Genomic DNA, 24,498 nt, shown 5'->3' on the forward strand with positions numbered 1-24,498 from the left:
TTTTTTTGAGTTTTCCCATTTTGAATGAAGATATAAATGAAACAACAATTGAACTCTATTGTCAGTTATCCACTTATTAGACCCAAATAGACATTGCATATTATAAATTGGCGTGCAGCCAACAATATCTATTGGATGATTGAAAAAATATGCTCTATTTCATAATTACCCAGTCCTAAAGAAATCGTTGTTTTTTTAAGTGAATCCCCTTGCCTTTTAAATAGCAACATGGGTACAATTATTTGCAACCCAAGGGCAATTTATACTCAAAATCCATATTTAAATTGCACTTATCAATTCTCTCTAATTTTTATAGAAACAATAACCTTTAAACAAATTATTATGAAAAATTCAATTTTGAAACTTAAGTATTTTGTGTTGTTATCAAGTTTCATTGTGATAGCGTGCTCAAAAGACGGAGCAGTAGGTCCGGCAGGTCCGCAAGGAGAACAGGGTATTCAAGGAAACCCGGGCCAAGATGGAGAAGATGGAACTGACGGACAGGATGGAGAGAACGGAAATGCGAATGTACAGACCTATATTTTTGATACATCTACATATGACTTCGGCGGATTAAATTATTTACTGATAGAATTCCCTGAACTTACGGAAGGTGTATTGAAAAATGACGCAATCTTATTCTTTATTAGGCGAACTGATGCGTTTGACGTAGATGGTCAGCAAATATCTGCATATTATCCCATACCAAGTAAAAGCCTTAATCATCTTATAGAAGTAGAAATGGGTGTTGGAGGTTTTTATGTTGTCTTTTATGATAATTCCACGAATGCCCCTGTTACCGACTTGTATGAAGGGCAGTATGATTTGGTAAAAGTTGTGGTTATTGAATCTTCCAATACTCAGACATTAGGAAAAAATACAAAAACTGAATGGTTTTCTAAATTAAAAATGGAAGGAGTGGATATCAACAATTATCAGCAAGTAATGAATTACTTTGGGCTGGAAGATTAAACAAGTATTTATCTAATTTATTAAGCAGTAAACATGAAAACCATAAAAATAATTACCGCAATCACACTTTTCTTTATATCGTTTGCCTCGAGTTCACAAATTAAAAATGCACCAAGGGAAACCAAGAATTATAAAACTGGTAAACCCTATCAAAACATATTTTGTAACGGCGGAAATGTACATGATAATTTCAGAGATATTGTTGATTGGGTAAACCAATCCAATAAAAGTACATACTATAATTATCTGGTGCAGGTAACAACGGTAAATCCGGGTAGGGAAAGAAATGGGTCTAATATACCTACCCATTATTTTACAGCTTGGTCTCAGGGCAATAGTGAACCTCTTGGAGATGAATGTGCAATTTTAATATTTAAACAAATGACTTACTTCAGTGATCGGAACAAGTTTAGCGGCAACCCGGATATAGTTAGCTATTCTTTTGATCCAGGTGCGAATTCGGTGGAAGTAACACTTCATAGCTGGGGAAATGTTAAAACTGTGTATCGAAATTTGAAGCGTGTAAAAAATACCATCTATCATGTTGGTCGTGATGGGTCCATGCTGGTATTCAATTTATTTAAACAAAGAGGACCTCGTATTCGTTAATCATTTTCTTGAGGTGAGGAAGTGTTATGAATATGTAAAAATTATTAATGGAAAGGTAAAACCAAATGAAATTAGAAAATCAACTTATTTATTTGCCGATACAAAAGTTGGAAAAAATGTTACCTAATAAGTCATCCGTGGTCACATTGCCTGTAATTTCTCCTAGATGATACAGTGCCTGTCTAATATCTATGGCCATTAAATCACTTGATAAACCTATATCTAAACCTTCTTTCACCTTCTGAATTTCTTCCAATGCCTTCAATAATGAATCATAATGTCTGCTATTGGTTACGATGGTTTCACCACTACTTAACTTTCCAGAATCTACCAATGAGAGTAACTTTTGTTCCAAATTAGATATACCGGTTCCCATTTTGGCAGAAAGGAATAAAGTTTCAGGTAGTTGTTGCTTTATGGAATTGATTTCCAAATCACCTAGCATATCCACTTTGTTACAAATTGGTAAGAGTTCTTTATTTGGATATTTATGTTTTATGGCTAGATATTGAGAAGTATCATTATTTGACCCATCAAAAAGATAAATAATCAACCTGGCCTTTTCAACTTTATCAAAAGTACGTTCAATGCCAATTTTTTCTACAGCATCAGTAGTTTCCCGAATCCCAGCTGTATCAATAAACCTAAAATTAATTCCATTGATGCTTATCTGGTCTTCAACAGTATCACGGGTAGTACCGGCAATATCGCTGACAATGGCTCTTTCCTCATTCAATAATGCGTTCAGAAGCGTAGATTTTCCCACATTGGGCTCCCCAACAATGGCTACTGGAATTCCATTTTTTATGACATTGCCCAAGGCAAATGAATCAATAAGCTTTTTCAGGACCTCACTGATTTTGCTCAAAAGTTGGTTAAACTGCTCCCTATTGGCAAACTCCACATCTTCTTCAGAAAAATCCAATTCTAGCTCAATTAAAGAAGCAAAATTTAATAGCTCCTCTCTAAGTTCTTTAATTTCATTGCTAAAACCACCACGCATCTGTTGCATGGCAATTTCATGGGAAGCTTCGCTATCACTGGCTATAAGGTCGGCAACCGCTTCTGCCTGACTTAAATCCATTTTTCCATTCAAAAAAGCACGCAGTGTAAACTCCCCAGCGGAAGCCATTCGACATCCTTTACGCAAAAAGAGCTGAATAAGTTGCTGCTGAATATAAGGAGATCCATGACAGGATATTTCCACTACATTTTCACCGGTATACGAATTTGGGTTTTTAAAAATGGATACTAACACTTTGTCCAATGCTTTGTCATTAGCAATAATATGACCTAAGTGTATGGTATGACTTTTTTGTTCATTCAATTTTTTGCCGGTAATGGATTTGAAATATGAATCCACAATCTTTATGGAGTTAGGCCCTGAAACCCTTATTACGGCTATTGCACCTGCACCTGAGGGAGTGGCTAGAGCTATTATGTTATCTTGGTCATACATGTTGGCAAAAATACGAATTCGTTAAATGGTGTAACATTGAGCGGAATTTATATACTGATATAGTACAATCATTAAATCAATCAAAAATGGAAGTCATCAATCAAAATGCAATTAGAAAGGACAACACGCTCTTGTCCATTGCTCATCTCACACAATTATTACATTATGTAACAGGTTTTGGAGGCTTTATTGTGCCTCTGGTCATTTGGCTCACCTCTAGAAGAAGTGTAGAGGGAATGGATGAACATGGAAAATCTATTATCAATTTTCAGCTAAGTCTCCTGTTATACATTATTATTAGTATTCCGGCTATTTTATTGTTTGGATTAGGAATCCTAGGACTTATTGGCGTTGGAATTTTAGGATTTGTTTTGCCTATTGTAAATGCCGTTAAAGCATCTAATGGTGAATCTCCATCTAATTTTTTGACCATACCGTTTCTATAAACTAAAAAAGCTGGGACATTACCCAGCTTTATAATTTTTTCAGTAGAATTGGTTCTACCCGTTTAACATCACTGGCATTACCAGCATAGTAACCAATTCACCTTCATCCAACCCATCAACTGGGGTTAGAATACCAGCTCTGTTAGGCAAACTCATTTCCAGGGACACGTCATCCGAGGATAGATTGTTGAGCATTTCAACCAAGAACCTTGAATTGAACCCTATTTGCATATCGTCACCTTGGTAAGAACATGAAAGTCGCTCTTCAGCTTTATTGCTATAGTCCACATCTTCAGCAGAAATATTCAGTTCTGCACCTGCTATTTTTAATCGGATTTGATGTGTGGTCTTATTGGAAAATATGGAAACCCTGCGCACAGAGCTCAAGAATTGATTTCTTGGGATGGACAGCTGATTTGGGTTTTCTTTTGGAATAACGGCTTCGTAGTTAGGGTATTTTCCATCAATTAGCCTACAGATCAATTCTGAATTATCAAAAATGAATTTTGCGTTACTATCATTATATTCAATGGTAACTTCAGATTCAGAGCCCGCTAAAATTCCCTTTAAAAGGTTCAATGGCTTTTTGGGCATGATAAATTCCGCAACTTCGGAAGCAGAAACATCATTACGTTGATATTTTACCAGTTTATGGGCGTCAGTTGCTACAAACGTTAGATTTTCAGTTGAAAATTGGAAGAAAACCCCACTCATTACCGGACGAAGGTCGTCGTTACCAGCTGCGAATATGGTCTTGTTGATGGCAGTGGCCAAAATATCACCCAAAAGGGTAGTGGAGCTTGGATTTGAAACCTCAACCGCTTTTGGAAATTCTGCTCCATCTGCATAAGCCAAAGCATATTTACCGTGATTGGAGCTTATCTCTACCGTATTGTTATCCTCAACAACAAATGTAAGGGGTTGTTCTGGGAAGGTTTTTAATGTGTCCAACAATAATCTGGCAGGAACAGCAATTGTACCTTCGGCATCAGAATCAACTTCTAACACAGAACTCATTGTAGTTTCCAAATCCGAAGCGGAAACCGTTAGTTTGGTTTGTTTAAGATCAAAAAGAAAATTGTCCAAAATGGGCAGTGTGTTGCTATTATTGATAACACCTCCCAAAACCTGCAATTGTTTTAATAAATATGTACTGGATACGATAAACTTCATTAAAGAAATTCTTTTAGAATTGATTTCCGTTCAACAAACGGAGCTATTAAAAACGATAAAAACAAATATATTCCAAAACGTCTTAGCAACGAAACAAATTTATCAACACTTACAAGCTATATTTTCGTTTACGATAGTAGCTAAAGAAAATACCGATAACTATAGTTAAAAGCACGGGAACCCCAATATTTATAAGTTGCCATTTGCTTTTTTGTGAAGCAATTTTCTCAACATCCAACAATGGAATTGAAACTCTCTTGTTTCTAATGTTTATAAGTCCGGTGTCATCTAAAAGATAATTGATACAATTCACCAGAAATTCCTTGTTTCCGTACGAGCTATTTGTCCATTTGTCATAACCCAATTCCAATGGTCTGCCGTTTCGTATTTGGTTTTTGATGACATCACCGTCCGAAATCACGATCATTTTATTTTCAGGCCCTTCTTCCAGGGAGTTTTCAAGGTTAAGGGGTTTTATCCGATTTTTAAATGTTGAGCTGAAATTACCTTCTACCAAAACAGCTAAAGGATGATTTCCATCGGAGTACGATTCCTTATTGGGTTGATTGTTTAATATGTTTAACCCTATTTGTTTGGGAGTACCTTCAGTTTTTGACAATGGTGAGCTTTGCAGTAGTACTGTCTTTGCGTAGTCATTTTCCAAAACGTCAATGGGGCTGGTAAATTGATAACGCACCGCCTCAATATTGGTGTTTATTGGATGATTATTTCTTGAAAATACCATGGGGTTGTAATACCATGGAACTGGATTGTATTGCGAATCATTCCCTTCACCAGAAGCCAACACAATTTGTGTGAAATATAGATCATTAATAAGAACAGGATTGATACGTAAACCAAATTTGAAAAAGAAATCCTTTAGATTCAGATTACGAGGCAGGGCCATAGCGTTTCCACCACCACTAAAAATACTATCCACTTCCATGGCCACTTGATCTAGTAACCAAATTGACCTTCCGCCATTGACCACAAATTGATCCATTACATATTTCTCTTCATCTGAAAAGGCTTTAGTTGGTTTTGCAATTAGGGCAAGATCAAATTCGTTCAGTTGATCTAACACCTTTTGAGGGTTTGAAGCAACAGAATCCAGCGTAATGGCACCAACATTGTAATAATCACGGATGGTGGTCAAGTAATCCGCAATATAAATGTCTTCCAGTTCCCCATTGCCTTTTATGACCGCTATGCGTTTCTTCTCTGTAATGCTTAACTTGGTGAACGCATCCGCATATGCATACTCCAATTGTTGAACGGAATTATTAATACGATCTTCCATGGATGAACCCAATTTATTTTTGAGCAAAGACACTTTAACTGTTTGGTTGTTGTAGTTGACCATTGCCCAGGGGAAAACCAACTCTTGCGACACTTTCCCGTTTTCTTCTATGGTCACATTGGCGGGTTTCAGACCTATTCGCTGTAAATCAGCGATGGTCTGTTGGGTTTGGGCTTCATCAGCTAACGGATTTACCAGATTGTATTGAACGTTTTTGTTCTTGGAGGCAAAGGATTCTAACAATTGCAATGTTTCGACCTTCAATTTGGCAAACTCCGGAGGAATACTCCCATCCAATAACACATCAACAATTACAGGAGCATTAAACTTTTTGACAGCTTCAATGGAAGGTTGGGACAACGTAAATCGTTTGTCCTCTGTTAAATCGAACCTACCATAAAAAAAGTTGCCAGCTATATTTAAAGCAACGACAGCGACAAGAGCTTTTAAAGTTGAAATCAGGAACTTTCCCATTAGCGCGGCAATTGTTTTAAGCGTTGAAAAGTCAGATATAAAAAGAATAACGAAACCGAAACAAAAAATATCAGGTCTCGGGTATCTACAATTCCACTGGCAATACTATCAAAATGCGCTTTTGCTCCCATACTTTGCACAAATTGTTGGGTTTCTCCATTTGGAAATAGAGAAGAAATGGCATCAAACCCGTTGAACATCAAAAAACAAATAAGAATACCGATGATGAAGGAAATAATCTGGTTATCAGATATTGTTGATGCAAAAACACCTATGGAGGTATATGCCGCAATAAGGAAGAAGAGTCCAAAATAAGAACCTATCATAATCCCAGAATCAAAATTTCCCTCAACCATACCCAAACTGGAAATTGCAAATACATAAATAATGGTGGGAATCACAGCTATAACACAAAGAAAGAGGGCACCACAAAATTTACCCAGTACCAGTTTCCATATGGATATAGGTTTTATCAATAATAATTCCAATGTCCCCACTTTTCGTTCTTCCGAAAAACTTTTCATGGTAATTGCAGGAACCAAAAAGATAAATATCCACGGAGCCAATAAAAACAGGTTGCCCAAATCGGCAAACCCGTAGTCAAAAACGTTGTAATCCCCTTTAAATACCCATAAAAATAATCCATTGAGCAATAAAAAAAGCCCAACAATCAAATAACCGATTGGCGATGTGAAAAAGGACCGTACCTCTCGTTTAAAAATTGCAAACATTAACTTGGGGTTGAAGATTGTAATTTGGTCACACTCCAGGCTTCGGGTTTTTCAGCAAACAATAGTTTGGTTTTGCTCCAAACCTCTTTAAAAAAATCTGATGTCCTATAATTCTCCAAATCCGATTCGTTATCCCAAAAGCTGTATGTAAAAAAGATACATGGATTTTTAAGGTCTTGGTACAATTCTACCATGTTGCAACCTTCAAAATCCGTAATCCCTGATTTTGTAGTTTCAAAGATTTGTTCAAAACTAGGAATATTTTCGGGTTTAAAAGTGAGTTTAACGATACGTATCAGCATTTATAGAAAATTTATGGTCACGGTATCCCTGTAATTCAACCCAAGTAGGGTAGAGGCACCACCAACAGTGTTCAAATCACTTTTATAGATTGCAAGCTCAATATACCCTGTGGAATTAAAGAGTGCTAGAGCATCCCCAGGCCCTCTGCGCTGTCCTTTTTCCAAATTAAAATTAATGATGCCGTTATAGCTGTTATGAATCGCTGTTATTTTGTTCGTCCGGGCAATCACTTCAAAATCACGACCATTGCGATAGGCCTCGAAAAGACTTTTTTGAATATTGGTGATAACGTTGCCATAATTATCAATATATACCACATTGCCCGTAATGGTCTTTCCATTATTGGAAATACGGGGTTCAAATTCACGAAGCTCCTTCAAAGCATCAAAAGATTTGCCAATTACTTCCAAAGTTCCTCCTCTTGAAATATGGCAGGCTACCTGCACAAACACATCCAAAACTGGAAATGAACTTGGACGAATATCTGGAATACTTATTTCTACAATTTTTTCAGGTTTTATTTCTGAAGTGATTAATGAAATAACCCCATTGTTGGCACTTACAAAATAATGCCCATCCACTTGAACAGCAATATGCCGATTTTCCGGTGATTCTTCGGAGTCTACACCTACAATATGTACAGAGCCCTGCGGAAAAGAGCGGTATGCATTTTTAAGAATATAGGCACACTCTTGAATGTTGAACGGGTTTATCTCATGAGAAATATCAACAATGTTGACATCGGGCAAGTTATTGAGAATAGTCCCTTTTATTGCACCAACAAAGTGATCCTTATGCCCAAAATCAGTAGTTAAGGTTATTATTGCCATGCAATACTGTTGATATGTTTTTCCCGGTTCAAATCGTTTTTTGGTTAAGTTTGTGGGGTAAAATTAAGTAAAAAGAAAGAATAAAAATTCTTCAAAATAACCTTTAAACATCCCATTTTTATTGAACGAACTTATTATTGAACTCACGGAGATAAGCCCACAGGAATTCTTTGGGCAGCAGAATGAGAATATTGAGCTACTGAAAAAGTACTTCCCCAAGCTAAAAATTGTGGCCCGCGGCAGCAAAATTAAAGTATACGGAGATGAAGCGTTGCTGGAGGAGTTTGATAGGCGTTTTGATATGCTTACGGCCCATTTTGCCAAATACAACAAGCTGGATGAAAACTCAATAGAGCGGGTATTAACCAGTAATGGCCAAGAAGATTACAGTTCATCCAAAAGTAGTGGTGAGGTTTTGGTACATGGGGTTAGTGGAAGGTTGATAAAGGCCCAAACTGCAAACCAGAGAAGGTTGGTGGACGCATGTAAAAAAGACGATATGGTTTTCGCTATTGGTCCCGCTGGAACTGGAAAAACCTATACTGGAGTTGCTTTGGCGGTAAAAGCTTTGAAAGAAAAACAGGTGCGACGGATTATTTTGACCCGTCCCGCAGTGGAGGCAGGCGAAAATTTAGGATTTCTTCCAGGTGATTTAAAAGAAAAGTTGGATCCCTATATGCAACCGTTGTACGACGCACTGCGTGATATGATTGCGCCTGAAAAATTGGAAAAATACATTGAGGATGGTACTATCCAAATTGCGCCAATGGCCTTTATGCGAGGTAGAACGCTGGATAATGCCTTTGTAATTTTGGATGAAGCCCAAAACACCACCCATGCCCAAATGAAGATGTTCCTAACCAGAATGGGCAAGAATGCCAAATTCTTGCTAACCGGTGATCCAGGTCAAATCGATTTGCCACGACGGGTAATCTCTGGACTTAAAGAGGCACTTTTGATTCTTAAAAATGTTCAGGGCATCAGCATAATTTATTTAGACGATAAAGATGTGATTCGCCATAAACTGGTCAAAAAAGTTATTGACGCCTATAAAAATATTGAGCACACAAACTAGCCCAGCATGCCAAACACATTGATGGACACCAATTTCCATTTCTCAGGACAGAAATCGGTTTACAAAGGAAAAGTAAGGGAAGTTTATACCCTGGAAAATGATATTTTGTTGATGATTGCCACGGATCGTCTTTCAGCCTTTGATGTGGTAATGCCCAAAGGAATTCCCTATAAAGGACAAATTCTAAACCAGATTGCCACCAAAATGATGAAGGCCACGGAGGATATTGTTCCCAATTGGCTTATGGCCACTCCAGATGCAAATGTTGCAGTGGGTAAAGCTTGTAAACCTTTTAAGGTTGAGATGGTGATTAGAGGTTATATGTCTGGACATGCCGCTCGCGAATACAGCGCTGGAAAACGCATTTTATGTGGGGAACCTATGCCAGAGGGTATCAAAGAGAATGACAAATTTCCAGACCCCATCATTACACCAGCCACTAAAGCGGAACAAGGTGACCATGATGAGGATATCTCCAAAGCGGAAATCCTGGAACGGGGAATTGTTTCAGCTGAGGATTATGCCGTTTTAGAAAAATATACAAAGGCCTTATTCCAAAGAGGAACAGAATTGGCAGCCAAAAGAGGATTGATTCTTGTGGATACCAAATATGAGTTTGGAAAGACTAAGGATGGGGAAATTGTGTTGATTGATGAAATCCATACACCGGATTCATCCCGATATTTTTATGCTGAGGGATATGAACAACGTCAGGCAAAAGGTGAGGCTCAAAAACAACTCTCCAAGGAATTTGTACGTCAATGGCTTATTTCAAATGGTTTTCAAGGATTGGAAGGCCAAACACTACCAGAAATGAGTGATGAATACATCGAATCGGTTTCAGAACGTTATATTGAGTTATACGAAAGTATTACGGGAGAAGCTTTCGAGAAGGCTAATGTTTCCAACATTCAAGAGCGTATTGGACAAAACGTTTCTAACTACTTGAATACTATTCAGTAAATATCAATTTTAGAGGGATTTTTGTGGGAGCCTGTAGTTTATGACCGACAGTTGCTTCAGATTTCATATATTTCAAGAATAAACCAACCTTGGAATGGACGCTTCGCAACGCAAAAAATATTGGCGAGAGAATTTAAGATATCTCGCTATTCTACTCATAATCTGGTTTTTGGTCTCATATGGATTCGGAATTCTTCTCGTAGATGAATTGAACACCATACGCTTAGGGGGCTTTAAACTAGGTTTTTGGTTTGCCCAACAAGGCTCAATTTATGTTTTTGTGCTCCTTATTTTCATTTATGTGCGCTTAATGAACAAGTTGGATAAAAAATACAAGGTAAACGAATAAGCTATGGAAATTCAAACTTGGACGTTTATCATCGTCGGAATCACTTTTGCATTATATATTGGAATTGCTATTTGGTCCAGGGCCAGTTCAACAAAAGAATTTTACGTTGCTGGGGGAGGAGTTTCTCCATTGGCCAATGGGTTGGCCACAGCTGCCGATTGGATGTCAGCAGCATCTTTTTTAGGGATGGCGGGAATCATCGCCTTTTCAGGTTATGATGGTTCTGTATATCTCATGGGTTGGACAGGAGGCTATGTGCTGTTGGCCCTTTTACTTGCTCCTTACCTGCGAAAGTTTGGAAAATTTACGGTACCTGATTTTATAGGAGATAGGTATTATAGCAATGTGGCACGAACAGTTGCCGTGATTGCTGCTCTTTTTGTGTCCTTTACTTATGTTGCCGGACAAATGAGAGGTGTTGGAGTGGTTTTTTCACGATTTCTTGATGTTGAGGTGAATACAGGGGTTTATATTGGAATGGCAGTGGTGTTGTTCTATGCCTTTTTGGGCGGTATGAAGGGAATTACCTATACCCAAGTGGCACAATATTGCGTACTTATTTTTGCATTTATGGTTCCTGCCATTTTTATTTCGATAATGGCTACGGGTAACCCAATTCCGCAACTAGGTTTTGGTTCAGCCGGTGAAGATGGAGTGTTTCTATTGGATAAACTGGATGGATTAATGACTGAACTAGGTTTTACAGCTTATACTGACGGTACCAAATCAACAACTGATGTCTTTTTTATCACAGCAGCCTTGATGTTGGGTACCGCTGGCTTGCCTCATGTTATCATCCGTTTCTTTACTGTACCTAAGGTAAGGGATGCCAGAAAGTCGGCAGGGTATGCACTGTTGTTTATTGCCATTTTGTATACAACTGCTCCCGCAATTGCTGTTTTTGCACGTACCAATTTGATGGAAACGGTTGAGGATACACCATATCAAGAAATTCCATCTTGGTTTACCAAATGGGAAGATACAGGACTTATCGCCTGGACCGATAAAAATGGAGATGGAAAAATCCAATACCTACCTGGTTCAGCAATAGAGGGTAAAAAGCCAATGTTTGTTCAGGGAAAAGGAACGCATGGGCAACGAAAAATATCTAATGCTAGTAATACTGCCAATGAACTGTATGTGGATCGTGATATTACCGTATTGGCAAATCCGGAAATTGCTGGTTTGCCCAATTGGATCATTGCTTTGGTGGCTGCTGGCGGATTGGCGGCGGCACTTTCTACTGCGGCTGGGTTACTTTTGGTAATTTCTACTTCCATTTCTCATGATTTGATCAAGAAACAATTTGCTCCAGACATTTCGGACAAAAAAGAATTGTTGATTGCTCGCCTTGCGGCAGTTCTTGCAGTTGTGGTAGCCGGATATTTTGGAATCCACCCTCCTGGTTTTGTAGCTTCAGTAGTGGCCCTGGCTTTTGGTTTGGCAGCATCTTCGTTTTTTCCAGCCATTGTAATGGGTATTTTTAGTAAGCGTATGAATAGGGAAGGAGCCATTACAGGAATGATTGCTGGGTTGGTCATAACCACATACTATATTGCACGTTTTAAATTGGGGTGGATTGGAGATTCGGAAACCAGTACTGCAAATGATTGGTGGTTTGGAATTTCCCCGGAGGGTTTTGGAACCGTGGGAATGTTGGTCAATTTTGCCATAGCACTAGTGGTATCAAGATTTTATGCTGCTCCGCCTGAATCCGTTCAGGAAATTGTGGAGAACATAAGAATTCCCAGTGGAGCAGGTGAAGCTATTGAGCATTGATTAAAAAAAATAAGATTCTAAATTATTTTACACTTTAATTGGCTATTCAGTATTTTTTTGTGCCTCAAAATATGAGATGCGCAATTTTGTTGAGATAAATATGAAGAGGGATCGGGCAGTATAACATTTTTGCTATTTTTAGTTCTTCGTAAATTTTGGAGCAAAGACCATGAGCAACTACCACATTAAACATTTAGAAGAGTACTTTCAGGTATATCGAAAATCAGTTAGAAATCCTGAAGCATTTTGGGAAGAAATTGCAGAAGAACATTTTGTTTGGCGTAAACGTTGGGAAAATGTATTGGAATGGGATTTCTCAAAGCCCGAAGTAAAATGGTTTAATGGAGCCAAGCTCAACATTACAGAAAACTGTATTGATAGACATTTACATATCCGAAGGGATAAGACTGCTATTCTTTTTGAACCTAATAACCCAGACGAGGAAGCTGAACATATTACCTATAAACAGCTTCATGAACGTGTGTGCAAATTTGCCAATGTCTTAAAAGACAATGGGATTAAGAAAGGAGATAGGGTAGTGATTTATTTGCCCATGATTCCAGAACTTGCTATTTCAGTTTTAGCCTGTGCCAGGATTGGTGCTGTCCATTCTGTGGTTTTTGCAGGGTTTTCATCCACAGCTTTGGCTACACGGGTTAATGATTGTGAAGCAAAAATGGTGTTAACCTCGGATGGTTCTTACAGAGGGGGAAAGACCATTGATTTAAAAGGAATTGTGGATGATGCATTGGACCAGTGTCCTGGAGTTGAAACTGTTTTGGTGGCTAAACGAACCAAAGCTGATATTTATATGAAAAGTGGTCGTGATCATTGGTTACAGCCACTATTGGACAAAGCTTATGCGGATTGTGCTCCTGAAATTATGGATGCTGAAGACCCGTTATTTATTTTGTATACCTCTGGATCTACTGGTAGACCTAAAGGGATGATGCACACTACTGCTGGTTACATGGTGTATACAGCATTTACATTTAAAAATGTGTTCCAATATCGTGAAGATGATGTGTACTGGTGTACTGCCGATATAGGTTGGATTACAGGTCACTCTTATATTGTCTATGGACCATTGGCTAACGGAGCTACTACGGTAATGTTTGAAGGTGTACCTTCTTATCCTGATTTTGGAAGGTTTTGGGAAATAGTAGAAAAGCATAAAGTCACCCAATTTTATACAGCGCCAACAGCGATAAGAGCATTGGCCAAAGAAAATTTAGACTTTGTTACAAAGCATGACCTTTCTAGCTTAAAAGTATTGGGAACTGTTGGCGAACCAATTAATGAAGAAGCATGGCACTGGTACAATGATCATGTTGGAGAAAAGAAATGCCCAATTGTAGATACTTGGTGGCAAACAGAAACAGGAGGAATATTGATTTCCCCTGTACCTTTCTCAACACCTACCAAACCTACCTATGCCACTTTGCCAATGCCTGGTGTACAACCCGCATTGATGGATGAAAATGGAAATGAAATTCATGGCAACCAAGTGGATGGTAGACTTTGTATAAAATTCCCATGGCCATCTATGGCCCGAACCATTTGGGGAGACCACCAACGCTATAAGGATACCTATTTTTCTGCTTTTGAGGGAAAATATTTTACCGGTGATGGCGCACTCCGTGATGAGGTGGGGTATTATCGTATTACTGGAAGGGTAGATGATGTAATAATAGTTTCCGGACATAATTTGGGTACTGCACCTATTGAAGATGCTATTAATGAACATCCAGCGGTGGCAGAATCGGCAATAGTTGGTTTTCCACATGATATAAAAGGCAATGCACTTTATGGATATGTAATCTTAAAAGAAACTGGTGAATCAAGGGATCGTGACAATTTGAAAAAGGAAATCAACCAGATGATTACAGAACATATTGGGCCAATAGCCAAATTGAACAAGATTCAATTTGTACCCGGACTTCCCAAAACCCGAAGCGGAAAAATCATGCGTCGTATCCTTAGAAAAATAGCTTCAAAGGATACTAGTAATCTTGGAGATATTTCAACCTTGTTAAATCCAGAGGTAGTGGAAAAGATTATGGAAGAGAGTTTATAAACTCTTTTGATGAAATTCAGTAATCCAGTAATTCCGTTTCTATTTTTCGGAGCTTGAAAAACAGTTAGTTTTTTAAAAGGATTAATTACCTGAGGTTTTACGCGGATTGTTATAAAACTGATAAGTTCATAAATATTTTTTGAACATATCTGGTAACCGAATACTAGTACATTCTAAAATTGATTCACTCCAATCTTTGAATAAATACAGTAACTTCCAAATAATCTTTTCTTGAACGGTAGTTCTTCTGCTTTGTAAAATCTAAATGTGTAATCTGACCAAAGCTGTATTGTTGTTCAAGAGTATGGATGAGCCTTATCAATGAGGTAAAAGGTCCCCGTAATGTAAAATTGTATGTTTTGGTCAATGTTCCATTTATTTCAGAAACATGTGGAGGGTTAAAGTCAATGACCTTTAGGTCATTTTTTGCAACTTCATGATTTACCATGCGTAACAAATCATTTTCCAATGATGTATTGTTGAGATTTAACTGCTGCAGCAACGAGTCCAAATGGCTCTCTTTTTTAGATAACAAGGCTAATTGTTGAGGAACATTCCTAAATAATTGTTCCTCTTGGCTCAACCTTTGGTACTCTTTTCGTAGAATCAATGTTTTGGAAATGGCCAGCTTATAGCAAAGGAATATTGCAAGAGAAAAACCGAATAGTAACAAAGTGTTTTTATTTTTAAGGCTTTTCCACATAAATCTTTATTTTAAAGATTGAACTACTTGAGTTTTTATAATCATAATCCATGGTCTCCACGGCTTTAATCCATTCAATACCTTCTAATTTTTGAATCCAATTTGAAAACTCCTCACTTTGCGTACAGGTACCCATAACCAAAAAACTATTGATGTCCAGTTCAATCGGTTTTGACTCTTGTACAGGTTTTTTAAGCGGCTGGTATTGCATTTCTGTTAATAAAATGTGTTGCGGGATGCTACCTGCTATTCTATCCATGTAAAATGATGTTCTCGAATTAGAGGAAGAGAGTACGGCCTCAACTTTTTTTTCTTTTTCCGAAACACGATCTTGAATCAGGGTAAGGCTTTTTCTGGTCTCATTGTCGAAAGCCAATTTTTCCTGTACGGCTTGGGTTTTGTTGAAATAAGCACTGAAGACCAAAAAATTGACTAACAATACAAAAAGGACAAAAATTAAGGAAGTACGGAGTGATAGGCTAAAAATCCTATTATTCTTAAACTTAAATAGTAGGCTTTGGGTGAGATGGTCAAAATTTGTTCTGTCTATCGAAGTGGGAGAGAGGAAGTTTAAAATTCCAGAAAAAGTCAATAAGGCAGAACTGTCTATATTCAATCCATTAATATTGTATGTATGGGAGGTATTGTGAGCATCAAATTTTGTTATATGAAAACTATGGTTATCAGTATTACCCAAGGTGATTTTTTTTGTATGGGTATAGATGGTATCCTGATTTATATGCTCCAAAACCAATTCCAATGAACTTATGCCCAAAGATACCCCCACAACGTTTAGTTTCATATCCATCAATTTGGCTAGGTATTCCTCTACAACCGTATTTTTTACAATACTCACAACTTGGGATTCTTTAAGATGCGCAATTTGAAAATAAAAGTTTTCAAAGTTAAGCCCCGGGAACAATTGTTCAACTGAAGCCTTACCCTTAAGCGTAGTACTCGGTTTTCCTATTTTAGTTATAACTCCACTGGCATTGTATACCAAGCAAAGAGGGACAGAAGGCTGGACCACTTTTTGAAGCTGGGAAAGCGTACCAAATTGATGATGTTCAGAAATAATCAGTTCTTTTTGTTTGATACGAGTTTCTACAAAGTGGAATTTAATAGTACCATCACGTTCAAAGATTTCCAGACCTTGGAATACTTTTCCTTTTTCTACGTATGTTCTTAAAGCATCTAGCACTAGTAAATCACTGTAGGTTTAATGAGAATGGTCAGTTTCTGTTTAGAGTCTTCTCTCTTTCGTTTACTGAACAACCATTTAATAACAGGTATTCTGGCCAAAAAAGGAACGCCACTACCTGAATCATTTTTTACTTTTTCTTCTAACCCACCCAAAATGGCCAAGTCTTGGTTTTGCATTCTAATGATGGAGCTAAATTCCCTTGAAGTAAGTCCGGGAGGTGCATCCTCATCAATACGTTCCGAGCTAAAATCCGACTGTATGACATTGATGTCTAAGGTCACCTGTCCATTTCCTGAAACCAAAGGCTTTATGCTAACGGCCAGTTGTGCATCTATGGGTTGAAAGTTACGTATCTCAGAAGCAGTGGGTATTTGGGAACCAAAAAAGTTTTGACTAGTGACTACATAGTAGGTGGTCTCTCCAATGGAAAGGTTGGCACGATGCCCGTTCAAAGTAGAAAGCTTGGGTGTTGATTTGATTTTGATATTACCATTGGCTTCCATTGCCTTGATTGTTGCAAAAAACTCTGGTACCACTCTACCAATATTGAAAGACCCAAAACCATCAAAACCACCAATAATCTTGTTGACCGTTTTGGCACCAAGGGTCAAATCGGTTTCTGGAAAAATACCCCCCTTCGTTGCAACAGGTTCGTCACCAATTCCCCAGCTTATGCCTGTTTCAATCGTTGCTGATTTTCGCACTTCAATAAGCATAACTTCAATCAAGACGACCGGAACAGGCTTGTCTATCTGTTTTATAAACTTTTTGAAACGATTAATACTGGCTGCCGGCCCGCTGACCAAAAAACTGTTGAGTTCATAATCAATTTTGATGTCTAAATCCGCAATTACATCATCAGGTAAAATATTGACTATTGCTTCTGCATTAGAGGAATAGTCACCAAATTGGTTGTTTTGGGTATTGATTCTTCTAGTTGGAGTATTGGGGTTTTGTCTAAAATTTCCTTGGTTATTACCAAAACCATTCGTTCCGTTCTGAAATCCATTTGCGCCAAGGTAATTGACTCCACCTTGAATTGTTCTTCCTGCAGATCTTCCATAACCGGTAGATTGCATTGGATCTCCCAACAATTCCACAGAACGGTGCATCATTTGCACTATTTCCAATTTTCTAACACTCAATTGGTCAGCAGTACCAAAGAAATAACGATCATTTTCCTTTTTAAAGGTGAAATTTGTATTCTTTGAAGTAGGAGAGGAGGTTGAAACTGTTCTTCCTTGGTTCGGGCTATTGTTTCTGTTTTGTGGTTGACTATTTCGCTGCCCGTTTGTATTTGTATCATAAGATGGTTGAACAGTCTCACTTTCAAATATTTTTGTCAATAATTCATCATAATAAATTTGCTTTGCTTTGAATGTAATGTTACCCGCCTGAGTTAACGGCGTAGCCATGTAAACATCCAAGTCTAGATCTAGACTTATTTCCTGAACAATGCTAGCAATAGGGATATTGTTAAAATCAACATCCAATATTCTATTAACAGTATCCAACACCTGATAATAGAAGTTTTCCCCAGAAGTACCTCTGCGCGAACGTCCAAGATTTACATCTTCATTTGTATTTATTTGGTCAAACAGATAAAATCCATCTCTTGATTTGGAGTAGATTAGATTGTTGGCCTCAGCCATATTTTTCATAGCTATGTCAAGGGGCGCATCCTTGATATAGATGGAAAGGAGGGTGTTTTCCATTCCCTTGGAATACAATAGGTTTTGTCCAGAAATATCTATGATTTTTCTAAATACTTTTCCCAAAGGGTCACCTTTTAAATCTATGGAGATTAGATTGTTCAAAGCGTCAAAGCTTGCCTGCACTTGTTTCTCTGGGATAATTTCAGGTGGTGGCTGATATTTATGGATGGAAAGAATATTTCCAGTGAAAGAAATGTCTAAATCATATTGTTTGCATAAAAAAACCAGTAAGTCAGAAACGGTAACATTAGAGAAATTATTGACAATGTTTATTCCTTGTAAAGCAGGATCAATAGTGATATTGATCTTATGTACCTGGGAAACTGCCAAGAGAAAATTGGACAGCGATACACTGTTTACATTAATATCTAGTTTTAAGTTTTCTGAAAGCTCAGGATTATCAACAGCCAATGCCTCCAAATTATTCTGGATATTCTGTATTCGTGTTCCCTGGTTTTGTGAAAAAGCAAAAATGGAAAAAGATAAAAATATAAGTAATAAGTTTTTCTTCATTTGGTTAATTGGTTAACAGGGGATATATTTCTTCTATAGAGGTTACGCCATTTTCCACTAGAGAAAGGGCATTGTCTTTTAAAGTCATGATCTGTTGCTCTTCTAAATATCCTTGAATGTCCAACACATTGTTCTTGATATGTGGAATCAAAGCTTTGTTTATTGAAATAATCTCATAAATGGCCTTTCTCCCATTATAGCCAGTATGGTGACATTTTTGACATCCTACTGGAGAAAAGTGAAACTTCAAGCTTTTTGGCGAATCAAAACCTTGAGGAAACAACTCTTTTTTGATAGCATCCTTTCTTTTACATTTAGGGCAAAGTTTTCTTACCAAACGTTGCGCAACACTTATATTCAGCGTATTTGCAATGAGAAATGGGGGTATGCCCATATCAATCAATCTTGAAATAGTTGCCCATGCAGAATTGGTATGTATGGTAGAAAGCACCAGATGGCCGGTCAATGCAGCTCTTATGGCCATATTGGCTGTTTTAACATCTCTAATCTCACCAACCATAATAATATCTGGATCTTGACGTAAAAATGTTCGTAGGGCACTGGCAAAGTCTAATCCTATATTTTCTTTTAGTTGCACCTGATTGATTCCTTCCAATGTATATTCTATGGGATCTTCTATGGTAAGAATATTGGTCTTAGCATCATTCAGCAATTTTAAGGTGGCGTAGAGCGTGGTGGTTTTTCCAGAACCTGTTGGGCCGGAAATCAAAATAATTCCGTTTGGATTTTTAATTCCTTCTTTATATCTAAGAAGTTCAGAAGCATTAAAACCCAAATCCTCCAAACTAACAGATTGCGTATCCTTATTCAAGATTCGCAGTACAATTTTTTCACCAAAAAGTGTAGGAAGGGATGAGACCCTGATATCAAATTCAGTTTCATTAAACTTCACGGTAATTCTCCCATCTTGTGGCAATCGCTTTTCAGCAATGTCCAAATCAGCCCTTATCTTAATTTTGTTTACAATGGTGGGATATTCATTTATGGGAACATTAAATTGCTCCACTAATTTTCCATCCAACCTAAAACGAACCCTGCATTGGGTTTCATAGGGCTCAAAATGAATATCACTACTTCCTATAGCCCTAGCGTTGATCAATATTTTTTCTAGAAAATCCGGAGTATAATGTAATTCACTGTTTTGTTTGACCTGAGCTTGCCGGTAATTTGCACTCAAAAAATCTTGAAGTAAGGAAGTGTCTAATGTTTCTAGCTTTAAGGGAAACTCCAAAACAATCTGCAGTTCGGACAGAAGGTCTTCAAGAGGAATAGTATCAGTATAAAAAGTTATGATTCCATTATTGTTTTCTTTCGGTACAATCCTATAATGGAATGCTTGCTCAGCAGAAATATATTGCACAAGTTCAGGGGCCAATTGCAATCCTTTTTCCTTAATATGCATATAGTAGGGGAAATTTAAAGATTAGAACATAAAAGAACATTAAAATCAGAAAAGAACCCATAAATCCGGCCAAAGGAACTGTCTTTAACTGTCGTTTTTTTTTAAGTATTAAAAACACAAATAGTGAAAACAAAATAGCATTTGAAAAGAGGATGATAAACGTAAGCGTTGGAAAGCCCAAAGCAAATCCATAGAAAAACAGAATATCCCCTAGCCCCAAGCTATGGTTCAAAAATTTCTTTTTGGCCACTATACGGGTAAACAGATAAAGGATGCATATAATCATGGAAACAAGTAGCGCATTTAAGGAAATGTGATTTAGAAACACCCATGAATCTGAACTGTTCAAGAAATGAAGATATCCTAAAAGTAACATTACTAACGGGAACAGCCACCAATACACTTTCCGCTCTTTAAAATCCTGAACGCTAATACAACCTATACATGCCATGGTCAAAACTGTTAGTGTGGTGGTCAATCCTTTACAATTTGTTTGGGATTCCCATTTTCATCAACTTCCCATACATTAAATACCCCATCTCCATCAAAATCGGTAATTGCTTCAGCTCTAGCCTTAAAGGTAGCGTTATCCGCACTGAGAATTTCATAAACATAGTTGGCAGTTCCATTTTCTTTAACTGTTCTTGGTGGCTCAAAATCCAGCTCTCCCATGATATTGGAATATTTGCTGTGCATATAACGATAAGTGGTCTGGGCGTTATAAATGGCTTTTAATTGCACTTGGGCTTCAACACTCTTGGCCTTTGAAATTAAAGGCATAAGATTTGGCAGTGCCAACAAGAGCAATATGCCTATTATAGCAAGTACTATGAGGGTTTCCTGTAGGTTTATGGCCGAAATCTTGTTTTTTTGAAATGAAAGGACTTTTGATTTTTTCATATAAATAACTATTCCAACATTATAATTTCACATAGTAGGATTGTCAAGAATCTCATCTTATTTTAAATGTAGCTTTTTTCTTGTAACCTGATATAGAATTTTCAATAAATATTTTAGGATTAAGAATGATGTCTGGATATTGAAAGGATGTTGAGGGATTAAGTTTTTGGTTTTCAATAGTTTGATGAAGAGTTTTTATTTTCAATTAATTGAAAATAAAAATAGTGTTAAAAATTGTAAGGGTAGTTTAAAAAAGTAGTAATTTTCTTACCAATAAATACTAACCCATATAGTTCCATTGAAATGGTATTCATCTCTTGTTTAAAAGAATTTCACCGTCTAATTTCCATAAATACTCTCCACCAAAACTATACTTACAGATTTAGATCAGGGTAATCTATAACTATGGGTTTATGACCCATTGGAAAAACTAAAAATCATATATACAATTTCTCCATCAGGCTATGTTCTTAATAAATCCAGATAAATAATTTTCTATAATAACTATAGATATAATAGATTAATGTAAAATCAATTCAAAACAAATAATAATACGATGAAAAGAAAAACACTCATCTTGTTTCTTATGATTCCAATGATAACCATAGGACAGACCAATAATTTCCCCACCAATGGAAATGCCACTATCAACGATGGAGATTTAATTCAAACTGGGACTTCAAATGATATGTTCACTCAAGGGGCTTTAAAATTAAAGAACTATCTATTGTTCGATAGTGATGGAGATTTTACAGGAAACAATTATTATACAATACAGGATGACCCCTCTGGAAATTATTTAAGACTTGGATATGGATTTGCTAGTGATATGGTAATTAACTCATCAGGAAACATTGGAATAGGCACTACAACTCCGGGGGCAAAGTTGGACATAAATGAGAATTTCACCTTTTTGAGAGGAACTGAAAAGTTGTATTGGGGTTCAAAGCATGTTGGGAGTACTGATCATAGAAATTATTTAGCCCCTCGTTTAGCAGATAATTCAGGATGGGATTGGAGCCAAGAATTTGGATATCACGCATACAACAGGTCATGGTACTTTAGTGGTAATCTTGGAATAGGCACATCCAATCCTTCTGCATTTTTTGAGGTACGTAAATCCATCAACAATTCTTGGACTGCAAAAATTTATAACGGTGGAGGAGATGGACAAGGGCTATTGGTACAAAGCGGTTATGGCGGATCACAATCCACAAATAATCCAACAATACTCAGGTTGGAAGATGGTGGTGGTAATGTTAGGATGAAGGTGCAGAGTAATGGAAAAGTTGGTATAGGGACCGAATCCCCGGATTCCAAACTCACTGTAAAAGGCAAAATCCATGCCGAAGAGGTAAAGGTGGACCTCTCCGTTCCCGGACCGGATTATGTTTTTAAGGAGGATTATGACCTCAAATCCCTGGAAGAAGTCCAAAACTATATCAAGGCACATGGGCACCTGCCTAATATCCCTTCGGCCAAAGAAATGGAAGCTAACGGAATTCAATTGGGAGAGATGGACATGAAGCTCTTGGAAAAGATTGAGGAGTTAACTCTTTATACGTTGGAGCAGGAAAAAAAGCTTATACGACAACAACAGCAATTAGAGGAGTTGAATGCTCTTAAAAAAAGGATAGAAAAGATTGAAAAACTTTTAAAACAATAATAATGAACGGATTAAAATTGTTAACATGTACGGCCTTACTGTCATTTATATTCTCTAATGCCCAGGTTTCTTCTTCTTCATCAGGGCGGGTAAATAATATTACTACAGATTTTTCTTTTGCCATTGATGATGGACAATATAATAGGCCCTTACTCAGGACTGGGTGGTTGTCCGGTATTGGAGATTACTTGTACTTAAAACATGGTGGTGCAAACACCGATACGTATACCTATGGTTTGAGAATTAGTGATGGATATGGTTTAGACTTCGGAAGCAATAATTTTGCCACTTCATTTTTAAAAGTAAAAATTAATGGCAATGTTGGAATAGGCACAAATGCCCCCATGACTAAACTTCATGTTTTAGATCAGGGAAGTGGAGGGACAGCTTCGGGAACAACTCCCACCAATGGAATAGTGATGGGGGGTAGTGGAACAGGTGGCGTCCTCAATATGGGAATTAATGCTTCAGGTCTTTTCTATTCATGGATACAATCGAGGCACAAAGCATCAGCCAATTTTTATAACCTGGCCCTCAATCCCCATGGTGGTAAAGTCGGAATTGGCACTACAAACCCAGATTCCAAACTCACTGTAAAAGGCAAAATCCATGCCGAAGAGGTAAAGGTGGACCTCTCCGTTCCCGGACCGGATTATGTTTTTAAAGAGGATTATAACCTTAGATCATTGGAGGAAGTCCAAAACTATATTAAAGAATTTGGGCACCTGCCTAATATCCCTTCGGCCAAAGAAATGGAAGCTAACGGAATTCAATTGGGAGAGATGAACATGAAACTGTTGGAGAAGATAGAGGAGTTGACGCTTTATACGTTGGAGCAGGAAAAGAAAATCGAACAATTAGAAAGGGAGGTAGAGAAAAACAAAAATCAAGATTTACGCATATCGAAGCTTGAAAAGTTATTAATCAATTAAATAGAAAATTAATGAAAAGTATTACAATTTTGTTGTGCCTGTTTTCACTTCTGGGGGGGTATTCCCAGACCACGGGAAACCCCAATACAGGCGATGCCTATTTGCTCTTTGGTCCAAATACAAGTTGGAGCCAGTATTTAAAGGTTGGAGGGAATGGACGCGGAACGACTAATGCATCAGTGGTTACTACCAATGGTAATTTACATTTAGATTCTAAAAATGGGGGCTATTCTACTTATATCAATCATTATAGTCAAGGGAATACATTTTTGAATCCTCAAGGGGGTAACGTTGGAATTGGAACATCAAATGCGGGTGCAAAATTGGATGTAAATGGGAACATCACCTTTTTGACAGGAGCGGAAAAAATGTATTGGGGATCTAAGCATACCGGTGGTACCGACCATCGGAATTACCTAGCACCGAGATTGGCTGATAATTCTGGTTGGGATTGGAGTCAAGAATTTGGATATCACTTTTATAATAGGTCTTGGTATGTGGAAAGTAATTTGGGTATTGGCACAAGCAATCCCGGTTCCTTCAAATTGGCTGTAAAGGGTAAGATTCGAGCAGAAGAAATCAAAGTGGAAACGGGTTGGGCCGATTATGTTTTTAACGCAGATTACGATCTGCCCACTTTAGAAGAGGTTGAAAAATATATCCAAGAAAAAGGGCATCTGATGAATATCCCTTCGGCAGAGGAAGTAGAAGAAAACGGCATCCAACTGGGTGAGATGAACAAACTGCTGTTGGAAAAGATTGAGGAGTTGACTCTTTATACAATCGAACAGCAAAAAGAAATAGACCAGTTAAAAACGGAAAATACCAAGATGCTAAAACTTGAAAATGAATTGCAGGAAATGAGAAAGTTAATATCCAAAATGATTAAAGAAAAAAACTAA

23 protein-coding genes are annotated in these 24,498 nt (G+C 37.5%); 11 read left to right on the forward strand and 12 right to left on the reverse strand.

Features of this window, described 5'->3' with window-relative positions; genetic code table 11:
- Positions 1–342: 342 nt before the first annotated feature.
- Together CRO15_RS07220 and CRO15_RS07225 are read left to right on the forward strand one after the other, a co-directional pair.
- On the forward strand, positions 343–972 hold the full coding sequence (locus CRO15_RS07220) for a collagen-like protein (protein WP_133067226.1): 630 nt from the start codon (positions 343–345) through the stop codon (positions 970–972).
- Between the two features lie 33 nt (positions 973–1,005).
- On the forward strand, positions 1,006–1,581 hold the full coding sequence (locus tag CRO15_RS07225) for a hypothetical protein (protein ID WP_097045138.1): 576 nt from the start codon (positions 1,006–1,008) through the stop codon (positions 1,579–1,581).
- A gap of 88 nt (positions 1,582–1,669) precedes the next feature.
- On the opposite strand, the gene mnmE is transcribed toward CRO15_RS07225, so the two are convergent.
- Positions 1,670–3,040, reverse strand: a complete 1,371-nt coding sequence (mnmE, locus tag CRO15_RS07230; protein WP_097045139.1) for a tRNA uridine-5-carboxymethylaminomethyl(34) synthesis GTPase MnmE — start codon at positions 3,038–3,040, stop codon at positions 1,670–1,672.
- Between the two features lie 86 nt (positions 3,041–3,126).
- Here mnmE and CRO15_RS07235 point away from each other — a divergent pair, with 86 nt between their 5' ends.
- Positions 3,127–3,486 (forward strand): DUF4870 domain-containing protein, encoded by a 360-nt coding sequence (locus CRO15_RS07235; RefSeq protein WP_097045140.1) that lies wholly within the window; start codon positions 3,127–3,129, stop codon positions 3,484–3,486.
- A 54-nt stretch (positions 3,487–3,540) separates the two neighbouring features.
- On the opposite strand, the gene dnaN is transcribed toward CRO15_RS07235, so the two are convergent.
- From dnaN to CRO15_RS07260, 5 genes are all read right to left on the reverse strand, one after another.
- Positions 3,541–4,659 carry a DNA polymerase III subunit beta gene (gene dnaN / locus CRO15_RS07240; RefSeq protein ID WP_097045141.1) on the reverse strand — a complete coding sequence of 373 codons (1,119 nt, stop codon included), beginning with the start codon at positions 4,657–4,659 and terminating at the stop codon, positions 3,541–3,543.
- A gap of 109 nt (positions 4,660–4,768) precedes the next feature.
- Positions 4,769–6,433, reverse strand: coding sequence for a gliding motility-associated ABC transporter substrate-binding protein GldG (gene gldG, locus CRO15_RS07245; protein ID WP_097045142.1), 1,665 nt, complete (start codon positions 6,431–6,433; stop codon positions 4,769–4,771).
- Entirely contained in the window at positions 6,433–7,164 is a 732-nt protein-coding gene (gene gldF / locus CRO15_RS07250; RefSeq protein ID WP_097045143.1) for a gliding motility-associated ABC transporter permease subunit GldF, read from the reverse strand. The genes gldG and gldF overlap by 1 nt, the downstream gene beginning before the upstream one ends.
- Positions 7,164–7,466, reverse strand: coding sequence for a putative quinol monooxygenase (locus tag CRO15_RS07255; protein ID WP_097045144.1), 303 nt, complete (start codon positions 7,464–7,466; stop codon positions 7,164–7,166). The genes gldF and CRO15_RS07255 overlap by 1 nt, the downstream gene beginning before the upstream one ends.
- Complete coding sequence (locus CRO15_RS07260; RefSeq protein ID WP_097045145.1) at positions 7,467–8,297, reverse strand: SAM hydrolase/SAM-dependent halogenase family protein; 831 nt, start codon at positions 8,295–8,297, stop codon at positions 7,467–7,469. It lies immediately after the preceding gene.
- A 121-nt stretch (positions 8,298–8,418) separates the two neighbouring features.
- On the opposite strand from CRO15_RS07260, the gene CRO15_RS07265 reads away from it, so the two are divergent.
- From CRO15_RS07265 to acs, 5 genes are all read left to right on the forward strand, one after another.
- Entirely contained in the window at positions 8,419–9,372 is a 954-nt protein-coding gene (locus tag CRO15_RS07265; protein WP_097045146.1) for a PhoH family protein, read from the forward strand.
- Between the two features lie 6 nt (positions 9,373–9,378).
- The gene (locus CRO15_RS07270; protein WP_097045147.1) at positions 9,379–10,335 is read left to right on the forward strand and encodes a phosphoribosylaminoimidazolesuccinocarboxamide synthase; all 957 of its coding nucleotides are present in this window, start codon (positions 9,379–9,381) and stop codon (positions 10,333–10,335) included.
- Between the two features lie 94 nt (positions 10,336–10,429).
- Positions 10,430–10,684 (forward strand): DUF4212 domain-containing protein, encoded by a 255-nt coding sequence (locus CRO15_RS07275; protein ID WP_097045148.1) that lies wholly within the window; start codon positions 10,430–10,432, stop codon positions 10,682–10,684.
- A gap of 3 nt (positions 10,685–10,687) precedes the next feature.
- The gene (locus tag CRO15_RS07280; protein WP_097045149.1) at positions 10,688–12,463 is read left to right on the forward strand and encodes a sodium:solute symporter family protein; all 1,776 of its coding nucleotides are present in this window, start codon (positions 10,688–10,690) and stop codon (positions 12,461–12,463) included.
- A 169-nt stretch (positions 12,464–12,632) separates the two neighbouring features.
- Complete coding sequence (gene acs, locus CRO15_RS07285) at positions 12,633–14,540, forward strand: acetate--CoA ligase (RefSeq protein ID WP_097045150.1); 1,908 nt, start codon at positions 12,633–12,635, stop codon at positions 14,538–14,540.
- Positions 14,541–14,724: 184 nt separating this feature from the next.
- Here the strand turns inward: acs and CRO15_RS07290 are convergent, their stop codons facing one another.
- From CRO15_RS07290 to CRO15_RS07315, 6 genes are read right to left on the reverse strand one after another with little or no spacing between them, the layout of a single operon-like run.
- Positions 14,725–15,243, reverse strand: coding sequence for a hypothetical protein (locus tag CRO15_RS07290; protein ID WP_097045151.1), 519 nt, complete (start codon positions 15,241–15,243; stop codon positions 14,725–14,727).
- A complete protein-coding gene (locus tag CRO15_RS07295) occupies positions 15,227–16,444 on the reverse strand; it encodes a hypothetical protein (protein ID WP_097045152.1) in 1,218 nt (405 codons plus the stop codon). The genes CRO15_RS07290 and CRO15_RS07295 overlap by 17 nt, the downstream gene beginning before the upstream one ends.
- Entirely contained in the window at positions 16,444–18,675 is a 2,232-nt protein-coding gene (locus tag CRO15_RS07300; protein WP_097045153.1) for a type II secretion system protein GspD, read from the reverse strand. The genes CRO15_RS07295 and CRO15_RS07300 overlap by 1 nt, the downstream gene beginning before the upstream one ends.
- 4 nt (positions 18,676–18,679) lie before the next feature.
- On the reverse strand, positions 18,680–20,098 hold the full coding sequence (locus CRO15_RS07305; RefSeq protein WP_097045154.1) for a GspE/PulE family protein: 1,419 nt from the start codon (positions 20,096–20,098) through the stop codon (positions 18,680–18,682).
- Positions 20,088–20,576, reverse strand: a complete 489-nt coding sequence (locus tag CRO15_RS07310; RefSeq protein ID WP_133067227.1) for a hypothetical protein — start codon at positions 20,574–20,576, stop codon at positions 20,088–20,090. The genes CRO15_RS07305 and CRO15_RS07310 overlap by 11 nt, the downstream gene beginning before the upstream one ends.
- Positions 20,573–20,998 carry a general secretion pathway protein GspG gene (locus tag CRO15_RS07315; protein ID WP_097045156.1) on the reverse strand — a complete coding sequence of 142 codons (426 nt, stop codon included), beginning with the start codon at positions 20,996–20,998 and terminating at the stop codon, positions 20,573–20,575. Before CRO15_RS07315 ends, CRO15_RS07310 begins: the two co-directional genes overlap by 4 nt.
- Before the next feature lie 556 nt (positions 20,999–21,554).
- Here CRO15_RS07315 and CRO15_RS07320 point away from each other — a divergent pair.
- Genes CRO15_RS07320 through CRO15_RS07330 form a run of 3 tightly spaced genes read left to right on the forward strand, consistent with a single transcriptional unit; the run spans position 21,555 to position 24,498 of the window.
- Positions 21,555–22,664: a tail fiber protein gene (locus CRO15_RS07320; protein ID WP_133067228.1), complete on the forward strand. Its 1,110-nt coding sequence runs from the start codon at positions 21,555–21,557 to the stop codon at positions 22,662–22,664.
- Positions 22,665–22,666: 2 nt separating this feature from the next.
- A complete protein-coding gene (locus tag CRO15_RS07325; RefSeq protein WP_097045158.1) occupies positions 22,667–23,596 on the forward strand; it encodes a tail fiber protein in 930 nt (309 codons plus the stop codon).
- A gap of 11 nt (positions 23,597–23,607) precedes the next feature.
- Complete coding sequence (locus tag CRO15_RS07330; RefSeq protein WP_097045159.1) at positions 23,608–24,498, forward strand: hypothetical protein; 891 nt, start codon at positions 23,608–23,610, stop codon at positions 24,496–24,498.

Source organism: Flagellimonas pacifica (assembly GCF_900215465.1).
Taxonomy (GTDB): domain Bacteria; phylum Bacteroidota; class Bacteroidia; order Flavobacteriales; family Flavobacteriaceae; genus Flagellimonas; species Flagellimonas pacifica.